The sequence below is a fragment of the Pedobacter sp. UYP30 genome (assembly GCF_040547165.1).
Classification (GTDB): Bacteria; Bacteroidota; Bacteroidia; order Sphingobacteriales; family Sphingobacteriaceae; genus Pedobacter.
Map to the genome: position 1 here is coordinate 176971 of NZ_JBEPPD010000001.1, position 25307 is coordinate 202277.

Annotated in this window: 21 protein-coding genes, 1 pseudogene and 1 riboswitch; of the genes and pseudogenes, 14 read left to right on the forward strand and 8 right to left on the reverse strand. The window is 38.2% G+C overall.

The window, feature by feature from the left end; all coding sequences use genetic code 11:
- Nucleotides 1-36 precede the first annotated feature (36 nt).
- Nucleotides 37-258, reverse strand: a complete 222-nt coding sequence (locus ABIB40_RS00845) for a CDGSH iron-sulfur domain-containing protein (protein WP_354354984.1) — start codon at nucleotides 256-258, stop codon at nucleotides 37-39.
- A 458-nt stretch (nucleotides 259-716) separates the two neighbouring features.
- On the opposite strand from ABIB40_RS00845, the gene ABIB40_RS00850 reads away from it, so the two are divergent.
- Nucleotides 717-1037, forward strand: coding sequence for a polysaccharide lyase beta-sandwich domain-containing protein (locus ABIB40_RS00850; protein WP_354354986.1), 321 nt, complete (start codon nucleotides 717-719; stop codon nucleotides 1035-1037).
- A gap of 126 nt (nucleotides 1038-1163) precedes the next feature.
- On the opposite strand, the gene ABIB40_RS00855 is transcribed toward ABIB40_RS00850, so the two are convergent.
- Both ABIB40_RS00855 and ABIB40_RS00860 read right to left on the reverse strand, forming a co-directional pair.
- Nucleotides 1164-2141, reverse strand: a complete 978-nt coding sequence (locus ABIB40_RS00855; RefSeq protein WP_354354988.1) for a Gfo/Idh/MocA family protein — start codon at nucleotides 2139-2141, stop codon at nucleotides 1164-1166.
- A 105-nt stretch (nucleotides 2142-2246) separates the two neighbouring features.
- A complete protein-coding gene (locus ABIB40_RS00860; protein WP_354354990.1) occupies nucleotides 2247-3098 on the reverse strand; it encodes a hypothetical protein in 852 nt (283 codons plus the stop codon).
- A 359-nt stretch (nucleotides 3099-3457) separates the two neighbouring features.
- Here ABIB40_RS00860 and ABIB40_RS00865 point away from each other — a divergent pair, with 359 nt between their 5' ends.
- The 4 genes from ABIB40_RS00865 to ABIB40_RS00880 all read left to right on the forward strand — a co-directional run bounded on the left by ABIB40_RS00865 (nucleotide 3458) and on the right by ABIB40_RS00880 (nucleotide 7336).
- On the forward strand, nucleotides 3458-3634 hold the full coding sequence (locus ABIB40_RS00865) for a hypothetical protein (RefSeq protein ID WP_354354992.1): 177 nt from the start codon (nucleotides 3458-3460) through the stop codon (nucleotides 3632-3634).
- Between the two features lie 186 nt (nucleotides 3635-3820).
- Complete coding sequence (locus ABIB40_RS00870) at nucleotides 3821-5500, forward strand: tetratricopeptide repeat-containing sensor histidine kinase (RefSeq protein ID WP_354354994.1); 1680 nt, start codon at nucleotides 3821-3823, stop codon at nucleotides 5498-5500.
- 9 nt (nucleotides 5501-5509) lie between these two features.
- Nucleotides 5510-6175, forward strand: a complete 666-nt coding sequence (locus tag ABIB40_RS00875; protein WP_354354996.1) for a DNA-binding transcriptional response regulator — start codon at nucleotides 5510-5512, stop codon at nucleotides 6173-6175.
- Between the two features lie 348 nt (nucleotides 6176-6523).
- Nucleotides 6524-7336 carry an endonuclease/exonuclease/phosphatase family protein gene (locus ABIB40_RS00880; protein WP_354354998.1) on the forward strand — a complete coding sequence of 271 codons (813 nt, stop codon included), beginning with the start codon at nucleotides 6524-6526 and terminating at the stop codon, nucleotides 7334-7336.
- A gap of 116 nt (nucleotides 7337-7452) precedes the next feature.
- On the opposite strand, the gene metE is transcribed toward ABIB40_RS00880, so the two are convergent.
- Nucleotides 7453-9765 (reverse strand): 5-methyltetrahydropteroyltriglutamate--homocysteine S-methyltransferase, encoded by a 2313-nt coding sequence (gene metE, locus ABIB40_RS00885; protein ID WP_354355000.1) that lies wholly within the window; start codon nucleotides 9763-9765, stop codon nucleotides 7453-7455.
- Nucleotides 9766-9935: 170 nt separating this feature from the next.
- Nucleotides 9936-10101: riboswitch (cobalamin riboswitch) on the reverse strand.
- A gap of 171 nt (nucleotides 10102-10272) precedes the next feature.
- Between metE and ABIB40_RS00890 the strand changes: the two genes are divergently transcribed.
- From ABIB40_RS00890 to ABIB40_RS00920, 7 genes are all read left to right on the forward strand, one after another.
- Entirely contained in the window at nucleotides 10273-10734 is a 462-nt protein-coding gene (locus tag ABIB40_RS00890) for an Lrp/AsnC family transcriptional regulator (protein WP_354355002.1), read from the forward strand.
- Between the two features lie 341 nt (nucleotides 10735-11075).
- Nucleotides 11076-12674, forward strand: a complete 1599-nt coding sequence (locus ABIB40_RS00895; protein ID WP_354355004.1) for a glycoside hydrolase family 2 protein — start codon at nucleotides 11076-11078, stop codon at nucleotides 12672-12674.
- A 200-nt stretch (nucleotides 12675-12874) separates the two neighbouring features.
- Nucleotides 12875-14710 carry an ABC transporter ATP-binding protein gene (locus ABIB40_RS00900; protein ID WP_354355006.1) on the forward strand — a complete coding sequence of 612 codons (1836 nt, stop codon included), beginning with the start codon at nucleotides 12875-12877 and terminating at the stop codon, nucleotides 14708-14710.
- A 150-nt stretch (nucleotides 14711-14860) separates the two neighbouring features.
- Nucleotides 14861-14935, forward strand: coding sequence for a hypothetical protein (locus tag ABIB40_RS00905; RefSeq protein ID WP_354355506.1), 75 nt, complete (start codon nucleotides 14861-14863; stop codon nucleotides 14933-14935).
- Between the two features lie 281 nt (nucleotides 14936-15216).
- A complete protein-coding gene (locus ABIB40_RS00910; RefSeq protein ID WP_354355008.1) occupies nucleotides 15217-16557 on the forward strand; it encodes a Gfo/Idh/MocA family protein in 1341 nt (446 codons plus the stop codon).
- Between the two features lie 115 nt (nucleotides 16558-16672).
- Complete coding sequence (locus ABIB40_RS00915) at nucleotides 16673-18061, forward strand: 3-keto-disaccharide hydrolase (RefSeq protein ID WP_354355010.1); 1389 nt, start codon at nucleotides 16673-16675, stop codon at nucleotides 18059-18061.
- A gap of 196 nt (nucleotides 18062-18257) precedes the next feature.
- A complete protein-coding gene (locus ABIB40_RS00920) occupies nucleotides 18258-20552 on the forward strand; it encodes a DUF7133 domain-containing protein (RefSeq protein ID WP_354355012.1) in 2295 nt (764 codons plus the stop codon).
- A gap of 967 nt (nucleotides 20553-21519) precedes the next feature.
- Here ABIB40_RS00920 and ABIB40_RS00925 read toward each other — a convergent pair.
- Together ABIB40_RS00925 and ABIB40_RS00930 are read right to left on the reverse strand one after the other, a co-directional pair.
- Nucleotides 21520-22377 carry an SDR family oxidoreductase gene (locus ABIB40_RS00925; RefSeq protein ID WP_354355014.1) on the reverse strand — a complete coding sequence of 286 codons (858 nt, stop codon included), beginning with the start codon at nucleotides 22375-22377 and terminating at the stop codon, nucleotides 21520-21522.
- A 114-nt stretch (nucleotides 22378-22491) separates the two neighbouring features.
- Nucleotides 22492-23064, reverse strand: a complete 573-nt coding sequence (locus ABIB40_RS00930; protein WP_354355016.1) for a Crp/Fnr family transcriptional regulator — start codon at nucleotides 23062-23064, stop codon at nucleotides 22492-22494.
- 220 nt (nucleotides 23065-23284) lie between these two features.
- On the opposite strand from ABIB40_RS00930, the gene ABIB40_RS00935 reads away from it, so the two are divergent.
- Together ABIB40_RS00935 and ABIB40_RS00940 are read left to right on the forward strand one after the other, a co-directional pair.
- Entirely contained in the window at nucleotides 23285-23563 is a 279-nt protein-coding gene (locus ABIB40_RS00935; protein ID WP_354355018.1) for a helix-turn-helix domain-containing protein, read from the forward strand.
- 140 nt (nucleotides 23564-23703) lie between these two features.
- A complete protein-coding gene (locus ABIB40_RS00940; protein ID WP_354355019.1) occupies nucleotides 23704-23799 on the forward strand; it encodes a helix-turn-helix domain-containing protein in 96 nt (31 codons plus the stop codon).
- A gap of 67 nt (nucleotides 23800-23866) precedes the next feature.
- On the opposite strand, the pseudogene ABIB40_RS00945 reads toward ABIB40_RS00940, so the two are convergent.
- Nucleotides 23867-24271, reverse strand: a pseudogene (locus tag ABIB40_RS00945) (heme-binding domain-containing protein); the annotation flags it as partial.
- A gap of 229 nt (nucleotides 24272-24500) precedes the next feature.
- The gene (locus ABIB40_RS00950; RefSeq protein WP_354355021.1) at nucleotides 24501-25304 is read right to left on the reverse strand and encodes a siderophore-interacting protein; all 804 of its coding nucleotides are present in this window, start codon (nucleotides 25302-25304) and stop codon (nucleotides 24501-24503) included.
- Between the last annotated feature and the right edge of the window lie 3 nt (nucleotides 25305-25307).

Sequence of the window (25307 nt, forward strand, 5' to 3'; positions counted from 1 at the left end):
GCGGTAGATTTAACCTACCGCTGCTTTTTCATTTTTTTATTTCTTTGGAGGCAAATCAAATGCTATCGCTTCATGCTCAAAATGATTCTTGTGAGAGCCATCGCAAAAAGGTTTGTTTGCAGAAAGACCACATCTACAGATAGAAACAATTGTTCTACCTTGCAATCCATAATTGTTGCCGTCTTTATCTACAATTTCGAAATCGCCATCTATTTTCACAGAGCCGTTGTTGTTTATTGTAAGTTTTGTTGTTGCCATATCTGTTTATAATTTCTGCAAAGATAGTTTTCAGCGCGGTGCTTGCGAAATATTGTTCCAATTTAGAACCGTTATGTTTATCTATTAAAAAGCTTAGCGGTTATTGTCAACGAAAAAATGATTGGTTTTACAATTCTTTTGGACTGACACGCCATCTTCAAACGCATGGAAACTTCATGCCGTAAAGAAGGCTATTTAGCTTCGAAAATAAAATTGAGCTTTATAAAAGAAAAACTTTTAAATCTATTTTTATATAGGTACATTTAGCTACTTACTATTGCTTTTAAGGTAACATACATAAACCAAATAATTCGTAAAAATTACAAGTGTGTTTGAGGTTGTGAAATCTGAAACTGTTTCTCAAAAAAAGAGAAACTTGATTTTTCAGTAGATTGGATTTTTATTGGGGATTATACCCTCAAACCTAAAAGATTTGAAATTAAAAAACCTAAATTGATATGATACAGATATTGAGAAATAACGAAGATTTACAGGCTGTTAAATACTTGTCCTCAAATATACTGCACGTTATTTTCTACAAGGCTGGTGAACTTACCATCAATGATTTACATATTAAGGTAGACAAGCCCTGCACACTTTACGTTAAAAATGTGGATAGCGAAAAGCCCATACTTCATTTAGAAGATTCTGCCCAAGAACATGCCAACATTAACGTGGAATTACAAACTGCAGGATTTAAAATCGAAAAAAATATGAGTTATAATTTACCTGTTGTAGATTGGGCAGATTCTAGACCTTATCCAATTATGGTAAAATAAAAAGTTAGAGCATAATATTTTTTTACGCCGTTATTGCGAGGCACTGCCCATTCCGAGCATTCGGGAAAGCAATTTCATTCTACCAATGCATTGGGTTTAATTTAAAAAAAAAGATAAAACGGACACTCAGTTTTTTTGGGTAAACGCATCCAATATTTCCATACTTAACAAGGCGTTTTCGGCACTAGACGGATTTGGGCCTTTGCCTAAAAAATAGTCTACTACTTTTTCAATCATCGGTTGCTGAACATGGTCTAAGGGCTCAAAGTCATATTTTTTATCTACGCCTTCTATCGAAACAATGGCTTGATAGCCAAATATTGGGAACCTGATTACACCTTTCGAACCGTAAATCTCACAAATATCTTCTCTATCTTTTGGAGCAACAGAGAAACACCAAGTCCCATTAAATACCACCCCACTTTCGAATAGTATATGGCCGATAACCAAATCATCTGCTGTGGCATTGGTCTGCTGTGTACAAGAGATACCCGAAAACTTCTGGGCAGCGCCAAAATAATATAGCATTAAATCTAATTGATGTGGGGCAAGGTCGTGAAATAATCCTCCACCCGCAATTGCAGGATCCATTCTCCAATTGCGCTCGCTCTTAGCAACCAAATGCGGCGCTGTTTCCTTTAACATTTTTAGATTTACGAATCGAATATCTCCAATAGCTTTTTCTTTTAGCAACTGTTTTATTTTTAAAAACATGGGTTGCGCTCTGCGGTAATGTGCTACACAGAGTTTTACGTCATTGTTTACAGCAGCATCTATCATCCGCTGTGCGGCAAAAGCATTTAAACTTATCGGCTTTTCTACATACACAGGCTTGCCAGCCGCGATAGCGGCAAGGGCATATTCTTCATGTTGCAGAGGCGGTGTTGCAATGTATATGGCATTCACTTCAGGATCTTCGATTAATTTTCTGGCATCGGTGTACCATTTTTTCACGTTGTGTCGCTGCGCATAATCTGCAGCTTTCTCTGCGTTTCTTCGCATTACCGCAACCAACCTAGAGTTGTTTACCTTATTAAAAGCAGGTCCGCTCTTTTTCTCGGTCACATCTCCACAACCTATAATGCCCCATCTAATTTCGTCCATCGTATAGCTTTAAAGCTGGGAAGTTAAAAATAATTATCTCATAACCACCTCTAGTTTTTTAAATTTTTATTCAGAATTAATTCTGGTTGTTGCCTAAATCAACTCTTATTTTCTATCACAATATTTGTGAATAACATAGCTTGTAATGGGCTTCAATCCCTTCTTTTTATCGATCGGGTGCTGACCATCAGCAGTAAAAAATTCTAATTTACCGCCGGTTTTAACATACCAAATCCTCCCCAAAGACTTATCTGTAATGGTATCTGGTCTGGTAATTTTCTTAAAATGTAAAAGTAATAAGGTATCCAGCGCAATGCTTTCCTTGCCAAAAATCTTTTTATTACAGTTTATGGATTCATAATGATCATTTGCCCAATACATGCAATGCTGGTCGGGTTTTGAACCTCCCCAAAAGAATAAAAAACTACTAACCATAATTAAGACTCCAACGCCAGCCATAGGCAGAAACCATTTGCCTAAAATAGAGAGATTGCGTTGCTTTTTTTCGCTTGGATGATCTGGAAGCTGCGTCGGTTCTTTCGTAATCTGACTGTTTGATTCGGTTGTTCTTGGCAACTCAGCAGGTGTCGAATTAGACTTTTGAAAATCATCAAACCGATATGGTCTTGGCTTAAAATCCATCAGCCATGCTAGCAGTTCTATATTTCTATCGTCGGGATCATTTGTTTTGCCCAGTAAGAAATTATTTAGAGGTCTAAATTTATCTACATCAAAACGCTTTATTAAACTTTCAAAGCTTCCAGAATCACCTGGCTGTCCAAAAAAATCTGATAGTGTGCGGTAATCATTGGGCGTATTGCTATTTCTAGCGTAAACAGCTACGCATTCCCGTTTCAGTTTTGCGGGCGTCGGATTTATTAAGGCATTAGAAAGCATCGATTTTGAGCATCTTTCCTTATAGGTTTCGGTCAACTGGTTTTTATAATCTTCAAACATTTTTAGAGTCGTTAATCAATTTACTGGTTAAGATTTCCTCATTAAGCAAGCAATTTCGGAATTCTGTTGGAATAATCGGAACAATTGGAATTTGCTTATAGTTAGGGGTTTACCGCAGCTACATTTGTCCTCAACAAACCTGTCTTGCATTCGGCTAGCTACCGATGTAAAAGTACAAAACAGATTTTAGAATTAGAGAAGAACGCAGTGCTGGTTGCCGGTTTGGGAAGCAGAAATCTGCATTGCGTTCCCTCACAATTACTTCCCAAAAATTTCAGAAGGCCTTCTGATGCAATTCTGGCAAACTCCGCGAATGGTCGTGTAGAGCCATTTTTCATCACCTTAAAAATTTTTGAATCATGTTCTTATCTTTATTTATTTCCGTTTTGTTAGGATTTGTAAGTCCTAACCACAACAACCATTCTAACAGCCAGAGCGCAGCTTACGTTAACACCACAAGTAATAGTCAATCTACCGCTGGTGGCGAAGACCATACTCCGGGCGGCGAAACCGGACAAATACCGCCGCCAAAATAGACTTAACACTTCTACCTACAGGGAGTTTTTACGCCCTGTAGGTTTTTGATTTACTTTATTTACTCGATACTTCAAACTGCTATTTGCTAAATCTATAAGAACTGTAATTTAGTGATAAACAAAAATTGATGCATCACTCTAAAGGTGCAGAAGAATTTTTATCTTCGAAAAAACTTAGATAAATCCATGCGTATCTCCTTTCTTTTGTTGTGTTTAACTTTCTTTTTTTCCTGTTCCACTAAAAAAAAGCAAAAGAAAATTACAGCAGAAAATAAAGCCTATGATGTGGCTTTTGAGTTTAGGGAAAGTGGTAAAAGCGACAGCGCGTTTTTGTATTTTAATAAGGCGAAAGAGTTTTTTTTGTTGCAAGGCGATAGTTTGGGCGCGGGCAAATGCTTGGTTAATATGGCCATTATTTCTACCACTAATGGCGACTACTTTGGCGGACAGGAACTTTCTCTAAATGCCGAGACATATTTTAATCCTGAAATTTCCGCACAAAAAGTATTCATTAACTCTAATTTCAATAATCTCGGTATTGCAACTTATAAGCTTCATGATTACAAAAACGCACTCCGTTTTTATGAAAGTGCCATTAAGTACGCTGATGATTCTGCAAAAATTATGATCTGTTTAAACAACAAGGCCAGAACTTATCAGGCCATGGGAGATTTTAAGCAAGCCATTTCTATTTATAGAGGGATTTTGAAAGAAATGCATCTTAATAGGACCGAATACGCTAGGGTAATTTCTAATCTGGCAATGACAAAGTGGAAACAAGATCCGGCATACAACGCCAAAGGGAAATTTTATCAGGCGCTAGCTATTCGTAAAAAAGCAAAAGATCTTTGGGGACTAAATGCAAGCTACGCTCATCTATCTGACTATTATTACACTAAGAATAGTGATTCTGCATTGCTGTATGCAAATAAAATGTACAGTGTAGCGAGGCAAATTAGTAGCGAAGACGACCAACTACAAGCTTTGGGAATATTGATTAAGTTAAGTCCGATGGCGAAGGAAAAGGCTTATTTTGAACGTTTTCAACGGATAAACGATAGTTTACAAGTTGCTCGTAGCAAGGCTAAAAATCAATTCGCGCTGATTCGCTATGAAACTGAAAAAGGCAAAGCAGAAAATTTAGAATTGCAACAAGACAATGCAGTAAAAAGCTACCAGATTTTTAAAGGAGAGCTATTGCTGTATGGAACAATCTTTGTTTTATTCTCGTCGGCAATTGCTGCAGCTTTTTGGTATAAGAGAAGGAGAGAACGGCTAAAAGTGGATGCCCAAAATGCAATTCGTGCTAGCCAGTTGAAAACATCTAAGAAGGTGCACGATGTAGTTGCAAATGGTCTATACCGGGTAATGGCAGAAATGGAGCATTATGAAAGCCAAAATATGGAGCCTCTTTTAGATAAAATAGAAGCGCTGTATGAGAAATCTCGTGACATATCTTATGAAGAAATTGGCTTTTCTGGCGGTAACTTTCAAGAAAAAATAGCAAATATGTTAATCTCCTTTGCCAAAGAAGACACAAAAATTGCACTTGTTGGCAACAACCAAAAATTATGGGAAAACGTAAACGACAATTCGAAATACGAAATAGAGCAAGTATTGCAGGAATTGATGGTAAATATGAGAAAACATAGCGCAGCGAGCCATGTTGCCCTGCGGTTTGAGCAAATTAATGGCGAAATAAATATTTGGTACACGGATAATGGGATAGGGATTAAAAATGATGTTGTTTTTAAAAATGGATTGACGAATACGGGAAACCGTATAAAAGCAATAAAAGGGAAGATTACCTTTGACGATAATTTTATAAAGGGATTGAAGATTCAAATCGTTTTCCCGATTTCTTAAATTTTTGCCATGTTCAAAAAAGTATTAATTGCCGAAGATCACGAAAGCGCCAATATTTCTGTGCAGAAAACGCTCGCAGATTTAGGCGTTAAGGCTACCGAATATACCTATTATTGCGATGATGCCTTATTGCACATTGCGCGATCTATCGAGGAACATAAGCCTTTTGATCTGCTCATTACCGATCTTTCTTTTGAGGAAGACCACCGGCCGCAAAAAATTTCTGATGGCAAGGCGCTGATCATGGCGGTAAAACAGTTGCAGCCAAAGATAAAAGTACTGGTGTTTTCTGCAGAAAATAAACGGGCACTTATCGATTCCTTGTTTAATGAGCTTGACATTGATGCCTACGTGCGCAAGGGGCGGCATGATGCGAAGGATTTAAAGCTTGCCATTGAAACCATCCGCAAAAATAATAAGCACATTACAGCAGATTTAAAACAAAAAATAAATGAGAATAACGCTCACGAGTTTACTCATTTCGATGTTTCCATCATCTCTTTGCTATCGGCCGGTATGTTGCAAAAAGACATTCCCTTGTATTTGAAACAAAACAATATAAAACCTTCTGGATTAAGTAGTTTAGAGAAGCGCCTTAATGTAATGAAAGAGGCGCTAAATTTTTCTAAAAACGAGCAGTTGGTTGCCTATTGCAAAGACTTTGGCATCATTTAACCAAAGTCTGTTCTAACAAACAAAGCCGATTTTCAAACGGTAGATTTAACCCGTAAAAAAGTATTTTCAGTTTTTTTTCCGTTTTACGGTTTCCCGTAAGGAATGCTGTTTTACGCTCCGTAATTTTGGCCATGCTAAAAGATAGACGAATAAATGGGGTTAGTTTTTTTGACAACTTTAACTAAATCAATAAAGATATCGTATAAATTAGCGCCTCGCTCTCAAGAAAATTAAGGAGGTTGTAAGTAGTTTGTTTTTAACAGATACTACAATCTCCAATTTTCGAAATCAATTACAAATCAGATTTTACAGAGCTATAATTTCTGCGTATTTTTGACTGTCTCATAAATGAAATTCCAACTCACTGTAATCTTTATCTTTTTAACAATCTTTTGCTTCGGGCAAACCACGGTTAAAATTGTTTCTTGGAATTTAAAAGATTTTGGAAAATCGAAAACTGATAAAGAACTTGGAATTGTTGCAGATTTAACAAAAGGATATGACATACTGGCCATTCAAGAAGTGGTGGCAGGTTACGGCGGTCCACAGGCTGTGGCTCGGCTTGCCGACGCACTTAGCAGAAAGGGTGCAAAATGGAATTATGTGGTGAGCGATGTTACTAGTGTTAACGTAGGAAATAAAGCGGAGCGTTATGCATTTATTTGGAATACGGCAAAAGTTAGAAAGATTGGATTGAGTTGGCTCGAATCTACCTACAAAGAATTGATAGAAAGAGAACCTTTTTATGGGCGGTTTGAAATTGGCAGCAAAAAAATTACGGTGGTTGACTTTCATGCCATTACTAAGTCGCATCAGCCAGAGCGAGAAATTAAATATTTTAAGTTTTTGCCGGCACAATATCCAAAAGACAACCTAATTTTTTGTGGCGACTTTAACATTCCGCAGTCGCATTCGGTGTTTAATCCAGTTCGTAAAATGGGTTATAAATCTGCGTTGATTGGGCAGAAAACGACCTTAAGACAGCGGTGTTTAAATGGCGATTGCTTGGCCTCAGAATTCGATAATTTTTATTTTAACGGCTCGAAAATAAGCTTAAAAAGTGCTGGAGTAGTTCATTTCTACAAGCTTTTTGCCAGTCTCAAGCTTGCGCGAAAACTCTCAGACCACATACCAATTTTTGCTGTTTTTGAGTTGAAGTAAGAAATGTTTTGTTTGTGTAATTAGGACAATCAATGCAGAACTTTAGTGGGTAACGTTAAGCAACCGACAAAAAAATGTAGAAAATGCTGCGCCTTGGCGCAGCATTTTATTAGGTTTTAAACCAACACTTCGGTGCGCATTTCTTGCGCTGCCGCAACCATTTCAACCAATGCCTGTTTGGTTTCTGCCCAATGGCGAGTTTTGAGTCCGCAATCTGGATTTACCCAAAGCTGATCAATAGGTATCACGGCTTTTGCTTTTTCCAAAAGCTGCACCATTTCTTCTTTTGAAGGTACTCGAGGCGAATGAATGTCGTAAACACCAGGGCCAATTTCATTGGGATAGTTGAAATCTGCAAAAGCGTCTAACAATTCCATCTGCGACCGTGAACATTCTATGGTGATCACATCGGCATCCATGTCTGCAATGTGTTCTATAATGTCATTAAATTCTGAGTAGCACATGTGTGTATGAATCTGCGTTTCATCTTGTACACCACTTGCGGCTATTTTAAAAGCATTTACTGCCCATTTAAGATAATTTTTCCAGTCCGCTTTTCTCAGCGGAAGACCTTCTCGAATCGCTGGTTCATCAATTTGGATAATTTTGATGCCGGCTTTTTCCAAATCGATAACCTCATCGCGAATGGCAAGTGCAATTTGGTTACAGGTAAGCGAGCGGGGTTGATCATTGCGCACAAAAGACCATTGCAGAATGGTAACCGGCCCAGTAAGCATTCCTTTAACCAAGGTTTTGGTTAAAGATTGCGCAAACTCTGTCCAATAAACAGTCATGGCTTTTGGGCGGTTAACATCTCCATAAATAATAGGTGGTTTTACACAACGGCTACCGTAACTCTGCACCCATCCATTTTTGGTAAACACAAAACCGTTAAGCTGCTCTCCAAAATATTCAACCATATCATTCCGCTCAAATTCGCCGTGTACTAGTACATCTATGCCAATTTCTTCTTGCCAGCGAATGGTTTCTTCTGTTTCTTTCTTCAAAAGCGCATCGTATTGGGATTGTGAAATTTCTCCTTTCTTAAACTGGGCTCTCCAGCTTCTAACCTCGGCGGTTTGTGGAAACGAGCCTATGGTAGTGGTAGGAAAAAGCGGCAAGTTTAAAATTTCTTGCTGTATTTTTTTTCTTGATGAAAATGCATTTAAGCGTTTAGAATCTTTGCTTGTAATGGCATCAACACGTTGTTTTATTCCTTCGTTATGAATCAGTTTAGAACTTTTGCGGTTTGCAATGGCTTTCTTGTTTTCTGCTAATTTGGCAATAGCTGTGTCATCAGGAGTTTCTGAAGCAAGTTTTTTCAGCATAACTACTTCATCTATTTTCTGTTTGGCAAAAGCTAACCATTGCTTAACTTCTGGGCCAAGCGTTTTTTCATCAGTTTCTAAATCCAAATCGCATGGCGAATGAAGTAAAGAACAGGAGGGAGCAATTAGCAAGTGATCCGAGCCAAGTTTAGCTACAGCTTTTTTGAGGAATGATAAAGATTGTTCGAAATCATTTTTCCAAATATTTCTGCCATCCACCAGGCCGAGGGATAAAATCATCTCTTTCGGAATGGCATTTAAAACATCATCTAATTGTTCTGGGGAACGCACAAGATCTATGTGTAAAGCTGTTATTGGGAGGGAGGTGGCTAGTGTTAGGTTGTCTTTTAATCCTTCAAAATACGTTGCTACCAATATTTTAAGGGTAGGAAATTGCTTTCTAATTTCTGCATAAGCAAAATTAAAGGCCTCTTTTGCCTTTTCGTCGATGTCTAACGCTAAAAACGGCTCATCAAACTGGATCCATTCTGCGCCATGATTTTTTAATTCGCCAAGAATCTGCAAATAGACTGGTAGCAGCTTTTTAATCAAATCTAACTTATCAAAACCTGCTTCTTTTTCTTTGCCAAGCAACAGGTAAGACACCGGGCCGATTATTACAGGTTTGCTTTTTATTCCCAATTGCTTCGCCCTTACAAATTCCGTAACTATTTTGCTCGAGAATAGGCTGAAGGCTTGGTTCTTATAAAATTCGGGTACAATATAATGGTAGTTTGTGTCGAACCATTTGGTCATTTCCATGGCGGTAATGTCTAAACCATCTTTCTGATAGCCGCGAGCCATGGCAAAATATAAATCTAGCTCGTTATTTGTTTTTGTAAGCACCACCTGATTGTAGCGCTTCGGAATAGCGCCTACAGTTAAAGACATGTCCAGAATTTGGTCGTAATAGGAGAAATCATTTGAGGGAATAAGGTCTATTCCTGCCTCTTGCTGCAATTTCCAGTTTTGTTCGGTAATTTCTTTGCCTTTGCCCAATAGGTCGGCCAAAGAAATTTTACCTGCCCAGTATTGCTCGCTGGCTTTTTTTAATGCTCTGTTGCTACCAATTCGCGGATAGCCAAGGTTGTGTGTTTGCATCTGTTTTTAATTTTTTAATGGTTAACAATTGCGGTTAATAGCCCATTTTTAATCTCTAGATGCTTTGTTGGGAAACTTAGAGGAAGAGAAATGCGCGCATTGACAACCAATTAGAGATGTTTTGCCTAAGCTGTGCACTCGTCCGACTTCAAGCTTCAAATCGCGAAAGCATCGTCATTTCGGAATAGTTAGGTATCCTGACTTGTAACTATTTTTACCTTTTCTAGCATTTGCTGATAAAAATTTAATGTTACTTACAGTTGCGCGACAGCTCCTGATTTACACACGATTCCCTATTAATTTACAAAAAGTAAAACCTTTTCCGACTGCAGAAATGTGTAAAGAACTCTATATTACAATCAGTTTTTAATTCTTTTCAAAGGTAATTAAGTAGGTATAAAAACCAAATTAAATTAATTAATAAGGTAAATATTCTCTATTGTTTATTTTTTTAAGATATTATGCTGATTAGTACTTAGATTTGCGCATCTAAAAGAAAATTATTCTATGGAAGGATGCGATGAAACCGATTTGTTGTTGTTAAGAATATTGGGCAACAATTCAAGTTACACCACAAAAGAGCTCGCTGCGCAGGTAAATTTGTCTCCATCGCCTGTTTTCGAGCGGGTAAAGCGGCTAGAGAATAATGGCTATATCAAAAAATACATTGCCATTTTAAACGCCGAAAAATTTAATCGGGGTTTTATTGTGTTCTGCAATATTAAACTTAAACAACATGATAGAACCATAGGACATAAATTTGTAGAGGATATTTTAAGCATAGACGAAGTGGTGGAGTGCTACAATGTTTCTGGCGAGTATGACTTTATTCTAAAGGTTTATGCCAAGGACATGAAGAACTACCAAGATTTTGTATTTAACAAGTTGGGTTCTGTTGAAAGTATTGGCAGCACGCACAGCACTTTTGTAATGGCCGAGATTAAGAATTCTCATAACATTGGTTTTTAACCAAACAGCTTTCTTTAATCTGCAAAATTTAGTTTTTAAGCACATTCAGAAAACCTGTAAATCACTTTTTTTAACTTAAAAACAGGTAATTTTGTTTTTAATCTAACCAACTTTAATCAGCCGTTATGAGCATTACCAAGAAACCACTTTTTTACTTCCAAATCCTTTTTAATGTTGTTTGCCTAAACATTTGTTTTGGTCAATCAGCTAAATTGCCTACTAACTGAACCAAGGAGGCGATAGAAGCGAAAGTACCTTTTCCAGAATATCCCCGCCCGCAGTTTGAGCGAAAGGATTGGTTATCGCTTAACGGTAAATGGGATTATCTTGGCGGTGCAGAAGTGGCAAATGCTTTAAATCCAATTAAACCTATTTCCTTTGCAGGGAAACAAGAACAGATCCTTGTTCCTTATTGTCCAGAATCTTTTCTATCTGGAATAGAACGCAAGCAGGAAATAAATATGTGGTACCGTAGAAATTTTGAAATTCCATCAACCTGGAAAGGAAAACAGGTTATCATTAATTTTGAAGCCGTTGATCATGATGCCACTGTGTTTGTGAATGGAAATAAAGTCGGAACACATGCAGGTGGTTATGATTCTTTTAATTTCGACATTACTAGCTTTTTAAAAGCAGGAACCAACATTTTGGTTTTGGCTGCACATGATCCAAACGATGGAAGAACGCCTTCAGGAAAAAATGGTCCACGTGGAGATTATACATTTAGTTCTGGAATTTGGCAGTCGGTTTGGTTGGAGCCTGTTAGCAAAATATACATCAAAACCGTTCGTTTATTGCCAGATGTAGCAAATAGTCGTTTAAAGGTAACGGTTAACGCGCCTTCGTCTCAGGTATTTGTAAATGTATTAGAAGGAAGCAAGGTGATTTCTCAGATGCAAGGAAAGCCTGGCGTGCCATTCTATGTGCCCGTAAAATCACCCAAGTTATGGTCGCCGGAAGATCCGTTCCTTTACAATTTAAAAATTACGCTGAAAGACAAGCAGGGCAAGGTGACCGATGAAATGACCAGTTATTTTGGTATGCGTGATGTAAAACTTGGAAAACTAAAAGGAGTGGTGCGGCCATTGATTAATGATAAATTTGTGATGCAGCTTGGTCTGCTTGATCAAGGATATTGGCCAGATGGCATTCTGACCGCTCCAACAGAAGAGGCTTTAAAGTATGATATTGAGTTTACAAAGAAAGCAGGCTTTAATCTCATTAGAAAACACATGAAAACAGAGCCGAAGCGTTTTTACTATTGGGCAGACAAACTCGGCCTATTGGTATGGCAGGATATGCCAGCTATCTGGTATCAACATGAAGATACTGCAAAAGTACGAACGGCTTTTCGTAAAGAACTTAAAGCCATAATGGATGATCATTACAATTCGCCTTCTATCATCGCCTGGATTCCGTTTAACGAAAACTGGGGTGCGTTTGATGTAAAAGAAATTACCGATTGGGTAAAACATTATGATCCTTCGCGATTGGTAAATGGAAACTCTGGTTTCAACAACAATCCCAATTATCAAAAAGCTTATGGCGATCCCGGCAATGGAGATTTTGTAGATACTCACATCTACATTGGGCCGTATGGTGCCTCTAAACCAGATAGTAAAAGGGCTGCATCTTTAGGTGAATTCGGCGGAGTTGGTTTATATGTAAGAAATCACATGTGGCCAGTAGAAAACAACGCTTACGGTTACGAACCGACAAAAGCCGCATTGACAGACAAATATGTATTGCTTCTAAATCAAGTAGAACAATTGATGAAATATCAAGGGCTTAGCGTTGCCATATATACCCAGACAACCGATGTTGAACACGAGATAAATGGGCTGTTGACGTATGACCGTGAGGTTGAGAAAATAGACACAGAACGGGTGAGGGAAATTAATGAAGCCGTTATAAAAAAAGGGGAGGAGCTAAATCAATAGTGTTTGAAGACGGCGCTGATTTAACATGCTGTTTTTGTTCTGTTATTTAAAGTTACTGGTTTAAATAGTGAAGGCTTTAGGACACTAATAGCTAAATCCCGACCCTTCTGCTTATGTCTGTACTCTCCCAAAATTTTTTACAAAAAGCTGTAACGCTCCCGCAACAATAATTTTAAATTTGTTATTCCCTAATTCATTAAATGGCAAAAAATAGAAATACAATTCCAATAGAAAATATCTCTTTCAAAGAACGTCTTTCCTCACTAAAGAACTTACCCAATTTTTTTAAGTTGGTTTGGCAAAGCAGTCCAAGCAAAACATCAATTAGTTTTACATTAAGAATTTTGCGCTCGGCGATGCCCGTTGCATTGCTGTATGTGGGTAAACTCATTATAGATCAAGTGGTGGCCTTAAACACAAACGCTGGATCTGGCAATTTGCAGGAGCTGTGGGAACTGGTTGCACTGGAGTTTGCTTTGGCATTATTAACGGATGGATTAAATCGGATGATAAACCTAACAGATAGCTTGTTAGGTGATCTATTCTCCAACTATACATCCATTCGTATTATGGAGCATGCTGCAACGCTAGATCTAGATCAGTTTGAAGATTCAGTTTTTTATGATAAATTAGAACGTGCCAGACAACAGACGGTTGGCAGAACGGTTTTGCTCTCGCAGGTAATGAGCCAGGTACAGGATTTTATATCCATGGCTTTTCTACTCACGGCCCTCATTGCCTTTAACCCTTGGTTAATACTACTTTTATTGCTTGCCATTATCCCTTCCTTTTTAGGCGAGTCCTACTTCAACAGCAAAAACTACGCACTTTCACGCAGCCAAACTCCTGAACGTAGGGAGCTGGATTATTTGCGTTATTTGGGCGCCAGTGATGAAACAGCAAAAGAAGTGAAGATTTTCGGACTGGCGGATTTTATTGTAGGCCACTTCAAAACACTGTCAGATAAATTTTACCGCGACAATAGCAAACTCGCTATCCGGCGCTCAATATGGGGCAGTTTTTTTTCTGTGCTGGGTACAATGGGCTATTATGCGGCTTACGGTTTTATCATTTATGAGACCGTTACCGGTAAATCTACAGTGGGCAACCTTACTTTTCTAGCTGGATCATTTAGGCAGCTTAGCGGGTTAATGGAAACCATGCTTTCGCGCTTCACGATGGTTTCTCAGGGTGCTATCTACCTTAACGATTTTATCGATTTTTTTGAAATCAAACCGAGAATTACCAGACCGCAAAATGCTTTACCTTTTCCAAATCCTATTAAAACTGGATTTGTGTTTGAGCAGGTAGGCTTCCAATACCGCAATAGCGATAGGTGGGCGAATAGAAATTTAAGCTTTGAGCTAAAGCCAGGAGAGAAATTGGCTTTGGTTGGCGAAAACGGAGCGGGAAAAACAACCTTGGTAAAACTGTTGGCCAGGTTATATGATCCAACCGAAGGACGCATTTTGCTGGATGGGAAAGATTTAAAAAACTACGACCTCGATGACCTGAGACATAATCTGGGCATCATCTTTCAGGATTATATCCGCTATCAAATGACCTTTTATCAAAATATTGCTGTTGGAAATATAAAAGAAATAGAGAATGAACAGCTTGTTAAGAGAGCTGCCGAAGAGAGCTTGGCAAATCAACTTGCCTTAAAACTTCCAGGCGCCTACCAGCAATGGCTCGGAAGAAAGTTTAATGATGGCGTAGAACTATCTGGCGGAGAATGGCAAAAAGTGGCTTTAGCCAGAGCTTATATGAAAGATGCCCAAGTTTTAATTCTTGATGAGCCAACGGCCGCGCTGGATGCCAGGGCAGAGTATGAAGTTTTTCAACGTTTTGCAGAACTAACCAAAGGAAAGTCTGCAGTGTTAATCTCACATCGTTTTTCTACCGCCAGGCTTGCAGACAGAATATTGGTTCTCGAAAATGGAACACTGTTAGAATCTGGTACGCACCAGCAACTGCTAGACGCAAAGGGCAGGTATGCAGAACTTTTCCAACTTCAGGCAAAGGGATACCAATAGAAAAACAAACGAGAATATTTTAAAATATCATCAAAAGCATGACAAAATGCTATCTTGTAAAAATAAGTTATAGGATGATGTGGCAGGAAAGAAATAACAAATTGTATCGAGCATTCAAAATTCAAAGATTTTTCTGAAGCATTTGTATTTATGACCCGTGTGGCGCTCATAGCAGAAAAAAGCAACCCTCAACCCAATGTGGAAAAACGAATGGAACAAAGTTGAGATATGGCTTTCTAGGCATGACAAAGGAAATGTTGCGACGGACAAAGATACTGCACTCGCAACAGCGGCGGACGGATCAATCAGAATTATGGTTATTCCGGCTATGAAAATAATCAGCCCCCTTATGCTACTTTAGCTGAAGCGGAAGCTGGTGAAAATTAGCGGCTAATGATACGACAACCAACAAAAGGCGTTCAAAATTTCGAAATAGGCTATTACAGGATCATAGAAATTTTGTCTCTTTTAAAAAAAATAAAAAATAAAACCCTAAATTTAAAACCATGACGACACGAAGAGATTTTATAAGACACGCGACTTTGGGAGGCGCAGGCATAGCAATAGCTAATTCGGCCATGGCGATGCCGGCAAGCAGCTATAGGCGCATAATAGGTGCAAACGACCGCCTTAATATAGCCATTGCCGGTTTAGGAAGAAGACACTCTGCCTATAAAGATGCGATTGTAAACAGTAAAAGCAATGTACGGTTGGTCTATTTATGCGATGTGATGGAGAGCCAGCGAACAAAAGCATTTGCAAATTTCAAAAAAAGTTTAGATTATAGCCCAAAATTGGAGAATGATATACGTAAGGTGATAGCGGATAAAGACGTTGATGTATTATTTAATTCAACTCCAGATCATTGGCATACTCCAGGTTCAATTATGGCATTAAAAGCAGGGAAAAACGTGTATGTTGAGAAACCTTGTAGCCATAATATGCATGAGAACGAAATGCTGGTCGCTGCGGCAAAAAAATACGGTGCTGTTGTGCAAATGGGCAACCAGCAACGTTCTTCAGACCATACAATAGAAGTTGTTAATATGATTCACGCTGGTGCTATTGGCAAGCCCTATAAAGCACTTGCTTTTTATGAGAATTCTAGAGGAGCGGTTCCTTTGCAGAAAAAAGCACCTGCACCCACCGGACTAGATTGGGATCTTTTTCAGGGGCCTGCACCGCGCCGCGACTACACAGACAATACTTGGGATTATAACTGGCACTGGTACGGCTGGGATTTTGGCACAGCAGAAGCGGGTAATAATGCTACCCACGAATTAGACGTGGCTCGCTGGGCACTCCAGGTAAATTATCCACAGCATGCGCAGGTTGAAGCTTATAAAAGGCAATTTCCGACGGACGGTTGGGAAATGTACGACAGTATGAAAGCGACATTTAACTTTGCCGATGACAAAATTATAGAGTGGGATGGCAAAAGCCGCAATGGATATGATACGTACGGCGCCGGCCGGGGTACGATAATTTACGGCAGCGAGGGTACCGTTTTCGTTGACCGTGGACGTTATAAAATGACTGATCTTGCCGGTAAAACGACCAAAGAGAAAATAGCAGGATCGAACGAAGCTGGTACCGCTTTGGGTGGTGGCGGCGATACATCGACAGCTCATGTATTTAATTTTTTTGATACCATACGTGGTAAAGCGAAGCTTAACGCGCCTATTGCAGATGCGAGTATTAGTATGGCCATGGTGCATTACGCAAATACCGCATTCCGCGTTGGTAAAGGCTTTGCTATAGACGAGAAAACCGGAAGAATTTTTGACCGAGATGCGATGGCATTGTGGAGCAGGAAGTATGAAAACGGCTGGGAACCAAAAATATAAAGATGGTTTTGAATGCGTTATTGAAAAAACCAACACCGATGAATCAACCACATAAGCAGAGGTCTATTTTATCTGCTAAATAAAATTGCACCATAAATTTTAAGTTAATTATATCATGATCAATAAAACAAAAATTTTTTTATTTGCAGTCGCCTTTTTTATTTCGGGGATTGCAAACTCTTCATTTGCTCAATCCTCGTCGAAAGGATGGCAAAGCCTATTCAATGGAAAAGACCTTACGGGCTGGAAACGGCTAGCCGGAACCGCAGATTATAAAGTTGAAAACGGAGTAATTGTAGGCACAACAGTGATGAATTCTGGGAATACATTCCTTGTTACAGAAAAGGAATATGGCGATTTTATTTTAGAATTAGATGCAAAGGTAGAAAGCGTTGTTAGTAATTCTGGTGTGCAGACACGAAGTCATTTTGATTCTTCTGGCAACAACGGAAAAGGCAAAGTTTATGGAAGGCAGTGTGAATTTGATCCTTCGGCCAGAAAATGGAGCGGTGGAATTTATGATGAGGGTCGCCGGGATTGGTTGTATCCTTTAGAGCTCAATCCTACTGCTAAAAATGCTTTCAAAGTAGGCGAATACAATCATGTAAAGATAGAATGTATCGGCAATGAAATGAAGACTTGGATAAATGGAATTCCTACGGCATTTGTAGTGGATACGGTAGATCAGAAAGGTTTTATTGGTTTACAAGTACATGGCATTACTAAAGAAGAGCAAGCAAACAAGAAAGTTTATTTCAAAAATATCAAAATAAAAACAAGTAATCTTAGTCCACAGGCTTTTCCGGCCGGAATTTATGTAGTAAACAACGTACCAAATAATCTTTCGGGTTATGAGAAAAAAGACAATTGGAAATTGCTATTTGATGGAAAAACATCTAATGGATGGAGAAGCGCAACACAAAGTGCATTCCCTAAAAAAGGCTGGCAAATTAAAAATGGAATTTTTACTGTGCTAAGTGCCGATGGTAAAGAGGCTGCCAATGGCGGTGACATTGTTACCAAAGATATGTATAAAGCTTTCGATCTTTCTTTCGAATTTAAACTTACGCCTGGTGCCAACAGCGGTGTAAAATATTTTGTAACACTTGATGAAAAAACTAAGGGCTCGGCAATTGGGCTAGAATACCAGGTGTTGGATGATGAAAGACATCCAGATGCTAAATTAGGAAGAGACGGTGATCGTACTTTAGCTTCCTTATATGATTTAATTAAGGCCGATAAATCACCAAGATTTACACATCCTATTGGGCAGTGGAATAAGGGCCGTGTTGTTGTTTACCCGAACAACCATGTAGAACATTATTTAAACGGAATTAAAGTGCTAGAATATGAACGTGGATCAAAAGCGTTTAAAGATTTGGTGGCGATGAGCAAATACAAGGTTTGGCCAGATTTCGGCGAGGCGAAAGAAGGTCATATTTTACTACAAGATCACGGCAACGAAGTTAGTTTCAGAAGCATTAAGATTAAAACTTTGAATTAATAAATTTAGATATTTATCCGATTAAGGAGTTACAATATTAAAAAAAGAAAAAGGCTAGATTGAAATACGGTAGTTTGCTCCCTAAATTTTCAATCTAGCTATTTTTTTAGTTTATTTGCTATTCGGCTGTTCACCCGAAAATTAAAAACAATGAGGTTATTTAACCTCAGGCAGTATAACACAATTTATTTACAAAATGCCAAACCGAAAAAATAAAGCAAATAAAACCAATAAAATATTAGTTTTTATTCTTTTACTATTAACCGTTGGAGGACTTTATTTTTATTTTATTAATAAAGGATCTAAAGTAGATTTAGATTCTTCTCCTGTATTATCTGCGGAAGAATCTATGAGTAGGATGAAAACCGAAGCTGGATTTGAAGTAAAGTTAGTTGCATCCGAACCTTTAATAACTACACCCGTTGCTTTTACATTTGATTCAAAAGGGCGCATTTGGGGGGTAGAGATGAATGGATACATGCCCGATACGCTAGGCACAGGTGAAGATATTCCAGACGGAAAAATTGTAATATTAGAAGATAAAGATAAAGACGGCGTAATGGACAGCCGTAAAATTTTTCTAGATTCTTTGGTAATGCCTCGAGCAATCTGCCTTATTGGAAAAGGCGTCTTGGTTGCCGAACCGCCAAATTTATGGTACTATGAAATAAATAAAGATAAACCCGGAAAAAGAGTGTTGGTTGATGGCCATTATACGGATGGCGGCAATGTAGAACACTATCCAAATGGATTATTACGGGCAATGGACAACTGGGTTTACAATGCAAAATCTAGCAAGCGCTATCGCAAAAGAGGCGATAAATGGATTATCGAACAAACACATTTTAGAGGCCAATGGGGAATTAGTCAGGATAATTACGGACGCTTATACTATAACAACAACTCACAAAATTTACTTGGAGATTATTTCAGTCCAGGTTTTGGGGCCGGAAATAAAAACCAGAAAGATGTAAACGGCTATAATGAGACGATAGTTGCTGACAATAGGGTTTATCCTTTGCGCCCAAATACAGGAGTAAACCGAGGGTATTTGCCGGGTATTTTAGATTCTACAACCAAACATTTGGTAAACTTTACCGCTGCCTGTGCGCCACTCGTTTACCGGGGTAATGTATTTGGAAAGGAATACGAATCGAATGTTTTTGTGGCAGAACCTGCCGCTAACCTTATTAAAAGAAATATTATTGCAGATAGTGGCTATATCGTTAAAGGTAAACAGGCGTACAAAGGGAAAGAATTTTTGGCCAGTACCGATGAGCGTTTTAGGCCGGTAAACTTATACAATGGCCCAGATGGCGCGTTGTATGTAGCAGATATGTACCGCGGAATAATTCAGCATAAAACGTATTTAACGCCTTATTTGAGAAGCCAAATAAAGCAGCGGAAACTTACTCTACCATTAAATTACGGGCGGATTTATAAGGTAGTTCGGAAAGATAACAAACCCAATTCTATTGTTATTCCTAATGATCCACAACAGCTGGTAAAACTACTTGGCCATTCTAACGGCTGGGTGCGAGACAGGGCTCAGCAAACACTTATAGATCGTAATTTTACCCAAGCCGTTCCAGCTTTACGCGCAGCAATAAAACAAACTTCTAATCCACTATTGGTTATACATTCCCTCTGGACTTTAGAAGGTTTAGGTGTTTTAACAACCGAAGACGTGTTGCCTCTTTTACAAAAAGATTCCTGGCCCATCCGTATGCAGGCGTTAACCGTATTGCCATCTGTTCTAAATGCTGGTTCGTATAAAAAAGTGCTTCCAATACTGGAGAAAATGATAGCAGAAAATGATACGCTCGCTGCTCCATACTTAGCTTATTTAGTTAATTATATCCAGCCTTATAGTCAATTGGCTGCAAAAACTTTATTGCAAAAAGTTGCATTAAAATATCCTGACAACAGCTATGTGGCAGATGCAGTTATAAGCAATCTTGAAAATAGAGAGGGAAGTTTCCAAAAACAGATACAAACACTAATTTCAGATACTAGCCTTGCGATTATTAAAAAGTTAAAAATGGTTGTTATGGATGCCAAAAAGGCTAAAGACAATCGCCACCCAGCAACACTAAAAAAGGAATTTCCAAAAGGATATGCGTTGTTTAATTCCACCTGCCAAACCTGCCACGGAATAGATGGTAATGGTGTAAAATCATTGGCGCCGCCATTAAATAAATCAGAATGGGTTAATGGTGATAAAGAAAAGCTTATCTCCATTGTATTGGTTGGATTAACCGGCCCAATAGAAGTGGACGGCCATGTATATAAAGCACCAGAAATTAATGGAGACATGCCCGCGATTGGTTTCGACAAACAAATTACAGATGAACAGCTAGCGGAAGTGCTTTCTTTCGTGCGGAAATCATGGCAGAATGACGCCGTAAAAATAAATGCTTTAGAAATAGCTAAAGTTCGGCAAAAGCTAAAAGGCAGGCAGAAACCATTTACAGAGGAAGAATTAAAATAAGAAGGCGGAAAACATTCGTTTTACAAAAATACTTTGTTTTAAGGCTTTAACTGTACCAATGTTGATTATTTTTACAATAAGTTGTGAAGCAAGTACAACACGATATTTCCAGTCCTCCCAATAATATGGAAGCAGCTTGACCCAATACTGTAACAGCCACGATTAAATCCTAATTGAACATTATCAAATAACAATAGAATAATGATTAAATTTTCGTTTTAAAATGAATAGAAATCTGAATTTTTGGTAATTATCATTACCCTAAGCTATATATAAACCTAAACCCATCCATTATTTCTGAAAGGTTGCCGATTTTTTCTTCAATAGTGTCATATCTTTCGCTCATTTTAATATCCTAGATTTTTGTCTAGTGCTGTATTGTGCTAATGGTCTTGTCTCCTAGCATTCTTGAGACGTTTTCGATACGCTTTCGACTGTTACGCCGTTTAAGCGCTTTACCGTTCTGGTAAAGCTGTGGCTTACGATATGCGAGGTTATTCGTTTTGTTCTTTTGGTAAAGAAACAAACATAGCTTTTCGACTAAAAACACACAAGATGTTCACTTTGTAAAAACTAATTACGCACCAAAGTTTTATAAGGATATGTAAACTTTGGCATTTCCCTAAAAACAAAAGCCCCAAACTTTCGTTTGAAGCTTTTCGTAATCCTCACTGACATTTTCTCGAACAATTTTCTGTCTGACTTGCAACGCATAATAAATTTGGCGGATGAATTGGATGACAGGTAAGGCAAGTTCTCTAATAGAGTTTCTTGCAAATTCACCACTATGGTAGACAGCCCAAAATGTTTGACCCCATTTCGCCAATTTGATATTCAATCAAATTTTTTGCGGATGAAAGATGTCTAGGATTTACATTTGTGGTGAGGTGGGTAACGGACATTGGGATTTCTAAATCCTTTTATTTTTCCGCTCTTATCTGTTTACTAATTTGCATCTAATATAAGATTAGGCATTGTATTTAGCCAGCCATCTAGCTTTGTGTTCGGCACGGGAGTTGATGAAATCCACATCAGTCCCTTCGGCGATTGCATCTAGTGGAAAGCGGAGTGGCCGTGTTCCTTTTTGCATAGTGATCAGTTTTAATATGCCATCGGCAATGGTTTGCGGATCCATATTGAATTCTTCCATCTTACCAAATAATCCTTTTCCGATTGCATTAAACATTTCACTGGCAATTGGCTCGTAGGCATTTGATATTTCATTACGATCTGCATTATTACCAAGTTTAACTCCAGTATTCATTTCGGTCGGATATACACCGGGTTGAAGGGTTACGTTTTCGATGTTAAACTGCTTCAATTCTTCCTGTAAAGATTCGGTAATTGCTTCTACACCAAATTTGGATGCCAGATATGGCCCCATAAAAGGTAGAGAATGTCCACTTGCACCTGAGGTAATATTGATAACCAAACCTTTTTTTGCCTTGCGCATTGCTGGTAAAACCGCTTGATAGGTACGGATAATCCCAAAAAAATTAACTTCGAAAAAATTCCTAACCTGGTCAATAGTGAAGGCTTCCACCAATCCGTAACCAGCCAATCCCGCATTGTTAATTAATACGTCTATTTTGCCATGTTTTGCGAGAGTTTTTTCTATTGCATTATTTACAGAAGCATCACTGGTTACGTCTATCTCCACAACCTCTACGTTTGGATAAGCTGAAAGTTCTTCAGCAACTGCTTTGTTCTTGCCTTCTATGCCACGCATTCCTGCAATAATCATGTATCCTGCTTTTGAAAGGGTAATTGTTGTCAGTTTCCCAAAACCTGTACTTGTTCCTGTAATGAATATTGTCGTTGTCATTGTTTTAAAAATTAATTGTTTTTTAACGACACAAAGTTCTGATGAAAGCAGCTTAATTTCCATTGACATTTGTTTGAAAAACAATAAAAATCAGTAGTGAAATCAAGAAAATTTTTATTTCCTCACAGAATTTCTGCGGATACGGGTGAGGGTTTCTGGGGTCATTCCTAAATAAGAAGCGATCATGTGTTGGGGAATGCGGTTTACGATGTTGGGTAAATTATGGAGGAAATTCTGATATTTGTCCTCTGCAGAAAGGCTGATGTTATCGTAGATTCTGTTTTGTGAGACTAGAAAACTTTTTTGCAGAATAGTGTTCACTAGGCCATTAAACTGAGGGATTTTTTGGCAAAGGATTTCAAAATCTCGTTTTTTGATTAAAACTACCTCCGCATTTTCAATGGCATCAATATTAAAACGGGTAGGTGTGCCGTTTGTAAGACTCTCCCGGTCACCAGTCCAATAATTTTCGGGTGCAAAACTCATGATGTGCTCTTTACCAGTGCTGTCTATGGCAAAGGTTTTTAGAAAACCTCGATTTACAAAAGCGATATGCTGCCAAATATCGCCCTGACGCATTAAATATTGCTTTTTTTTGAGCTTTACGACTCCAACAACTGATTCGATAAGGGTTAATTCTTCTGCTGAAAGTCGTATTTTTTCTAGAAGATAATTTCGGAATATCATGCCATTTTGTCCTTTCTGATGGCTTCAAAGATAAAAAATGATTTGTCAATCCCATCAAGACTAAAATTGGAATTAGCTAAAATTTCCAACCCCAATTTTTGCATGATCTATATTTTTTTATGACCTACGTTGATTAATCTTCCCCTGGGAGTGCAAGATACAATCACAAAAATTTTTACGATGGAAATTTGGAATCACATAGGCGCAAACATCTGCCTTGATGTATCCAAAAGTTGTTTCTGTCTTATGCTCAAACCCACTAAAAAAGGTAGTAAACGGAATGCACGATGTAATGAACCTGAAACCGATAAAGGAATCATTTAAAACCGTGGATTTATTGGACATGGAAGAAACTATGGAAATTTTAAAAGTATCAAAGGTTACCATCCACAATTGGAAAAAGAAAGGTTTCATAAAAAGCTATAAGGTAGGGCGGAAGCTGTATTTTAAAAAGGCTGAATTAGTGGAAGCTATACAAAGACAGAAATACAGCATTTAATCCGAAAAGTTATGATTAACATTTATGAATTAAAAGCCGCCCTGCAGGAGTTAAAGACAGACCTTATAAAGGAAATTACAGAAGCTTTGGAGAACCCGAAATGAAAAAGGGCAGAGATTGAAATTGGCAATTTAAAGTCCATGCAAGAAGCTTGCAGTTTTCTAGGTAAATCCCGAACTACTGTTTACAATTGGATGAAATCGAAACGGCTGGCTTGTCAGAAATTTCTTTTTTGATGTAAGTTGTGGAAATTGATCCAGTGTCAATTGGTTGTTTGTCGGTCATCCCAGAAACGTATTTTTTTAATATAGAAAAATCCTTCTGAGTTATCTTTGATTCTGGGTCAACAATTTGATAATCGTTAAGTGGCATCGCTCCAGCAATGATTTGATTTACAGTTTCCAACAATTTTGCTTTGCGAGCACCAGAAGTCAACTTATCCCACTCCGAAAAATTGAGTCCTGCACGTCGGTCCTTTACATGGGAAGCAACGCGCCAGGATATCGGAGAGATCTTATCAAACCAACTAAGTTTAGTTTCATTTGAATGGCAGTCATAGCACGCTCGTTTCAATATCTGTTTTACATCCTTTGGAGCCTGTAAATCGCCTGTTATCGGGTTGTTAATTATGTGTGGCTTAATAAACTGTAATCCTATTAAAACGCCACACCCAATTAGGGAGAATATCAATATTTTATTTCGTTTCATAACAGTACAAAAGAAGGCTATTTAAGAATAGGATTAAAAGCGAAACTATCTCAAGTTGGCAAATTAGATTCCGAAAATGGCAATTTTCAGTTTCAGCACGGCAATTAAAAAATAGGTGGTGGGTTTCACGCTAACTCTGTATTTGCATTGTGCGTTGGTTAAGGGATAAGATCTTATATTTTTATTATCTAAAATTTTAAGAGAAATTACGACGAGTAGAAAGTGAAAGTTAGTTTATCTTTCTCTCCTCTTGACGTTGCAAAACAGATTGATCTTCTGATTCTCCTCTTTTCCAATACGAAACAATTGTATACTCATCTTTGCTCCAGCCAAGCTCGTCTTTAAAATATTCTCTTAATTTTTTCGCTGTACTATATTCCCCGGCAGCATAAACAAACCTCTCGCCTGCCAGAAGCGTCTTTTCTCCCACTTTCTGTGCAAGACAACTGCCAAGTTCAGGATGATCATTGTATATCCATTGTACCTTTAGATTTGCTTTGCTGAAAAGCTTCAGTTCATCTTCCTTGCCAAAAATCTCAATCATGCAGCTTACGTTTACTTTTTTTGGCAATTGTTCTAACATTGCGCCAATTAACGGTAAAGCGGTGCTATCACCAATAAAAAAATATTCCTGCGCAACCGGAAATAATGGTTTGCTACTTTCTTTCATTGCAACACTCAATTTACTCCCCACATCAGCACGATTTACCCAATAAGATGCGGGACCATTATCTCCGTGAGAAATAAAGTCAATCCACATTTCTTTATTCACCCAATCTATATGTCTTGTAGTGTATGTTCTTCGGGTAGTAGACAAAGTTTCCTCTGTACTTAGTTCTCCAGGAAAAATGGTATGGTTTTGTCCTTCAATAGGAAGAAAAATTTTATTATTCCCACCTATTTTTACATTTTTGAACAAGGCGAGTTGTTCATCACACATGTCAAAAATTATTCTGATATAATGTGGGCTTAAATGAAATTTTTCTTTGATAATAAATGACGACCTAACTGCTTTTTTTGGTAGTATACCCATGAT

What these genes read in the sequence shown, in the direction of transcription:
- ABIB40_RS00845 (WP_354354984.1), bottom strand. Translation starts at nt 258, where the DNA reads ATGGCAACAACAAAACTTACAATAAACAACAACGGCTCTGTGAAAATA.
- ABIB40_RS00870 (WP_354354994.1), top strand. Translation starts at nt 3,821, where the DNA reads ATGCGTATCTCCTTTCTTTTGTTGTGTTTAACTTTCTTTTTTTCCTGT.
- ABIB40_RS00850 (WP_354354986.1), top strand. Translation starts at nt 717, where the DNA reads ATGATACAGATATTGAGAAATAACGAAGATTTACAGGCTGTTAAATAC.
- ABIB40_RS00935 (WP_354355018.1), top strand. Translation starts at nt 23,285, where the DNA reads ATGTATCCAAAAGTTGTTTCTGTCTTATGCTCAAACCCACTAAAAAAG.
- ABIB40_RS00865 (WP_354354992.1), top strand. Translation starts at nt 3,458, where the DNA reads ATGTTCTTATCTTTATTTATTTCCGTTTTGTTAGGATTTGTAAGTCCT.
- ABIB40_RS00925 (WP_354355014.1), bottom strand. Translation starts at nt 22,377, where the DNA reads ATGACAACGACAATATTCATTACAGGAACAAGTACAGGTTTTGGGAAA.
- ABIB40_RS00950 (WP_354355021.1), bottom strand. Translation starts at nt 25,304, where the DNA reads ATGGGTATACTACCAAAAAAAGCAGTTAGGTCGTCATTTATTATCAAA.
- ABIB40_RS00915 (WP_354355010.1), top strand. Translation starts at nt 16,673, where the DNA reads ATGATCAATAAAACAAAAATTTTTTTATTTGCAGTCGCCTTTTTTATT.
- ABIB40_RS00910 (WP_354355008.1), top strand. Translation starts at nt 15,217, where the DNA reads ATGACGACACGAAGAGATTTTATAAGACACGCGACTTTGGGAGGCGCA.
- ABIB40_RS00880 (WP_354354998.1), top strand. Translation starts at nt 6,524, where the DNA reads ATGAAATTCCAACTCACTGTAATCTTTATCTTTTTAACAATCTTTTGC.
- ABIB40_RS00940 (WP_354355019.1), top strand. Translation starts at nt 23,704, where the DNA reads ATGCAAGAAGCTTGCAGTTTTCTAGGTAAATCCCGAACTACTGTTTAC.
- ABIB40_RS00860 (WP_354354990.1), bottom strand. Translation starts at nt 3,098, where the DNA reads ATGTTTGAAGATTATAAAAACCAGTTGACCGAAACCTATAAGGAAAGA.
- ABIB40_RS00875 (WP_354354996.1), top strand. Translation starts at nt 5,510, where the DNA reads ATGTTCAAAAAAGTATTAATTGCCGAAGATCACGAAAGCGCCAATATT.
- metE (WP_354355000.1), bottom strand. Translation starts at nt 9,765, where the DNA reads ATGCAAACACACAACCTTGGCTATCCGCGAATTGGTAGCAACAGAGCA.
- ABIB40_RS00890 (WP_354355002.1), top strand. Translation starts at nt 10,273, where the DNA reads ATGGAAGGATGCGATGAAACCGATTTGTTGTTGTTAAGAATATTGGGC.
- ABIB40_RS00920 (WP_354355012.1), top strand. Translation starts at nt 18,258, where the DNA reads ATGCCAAACCGAAAAAATAAAGCAAATAAAACCAATAAAATATTAGTT.
- ABIB40_RS00900 (WP_354355006.1), top strand. Translation starts at nt 12,875, where the DNA reads ATGGCAAAAAATAGAAATACAATTCCAATAGAAAATATCTCTTTCAAA.
- ABIB40_RS00930 (WP_354355016.1), bottom strand. Translation starts at nt 23,064, where the DNA reads ATGATATTCCGAAATTATCTTCTAGAAAAAATACGACTTTCAGCAGAA.
- ABIB40_RS00855 (WP_354354988.1), bottom strand. Translation starts at nt 2,141, where the DNA reads ATGGACGAAATTAGATGGGGCATTATAGGTTGTGGAGATGTGACCGAG.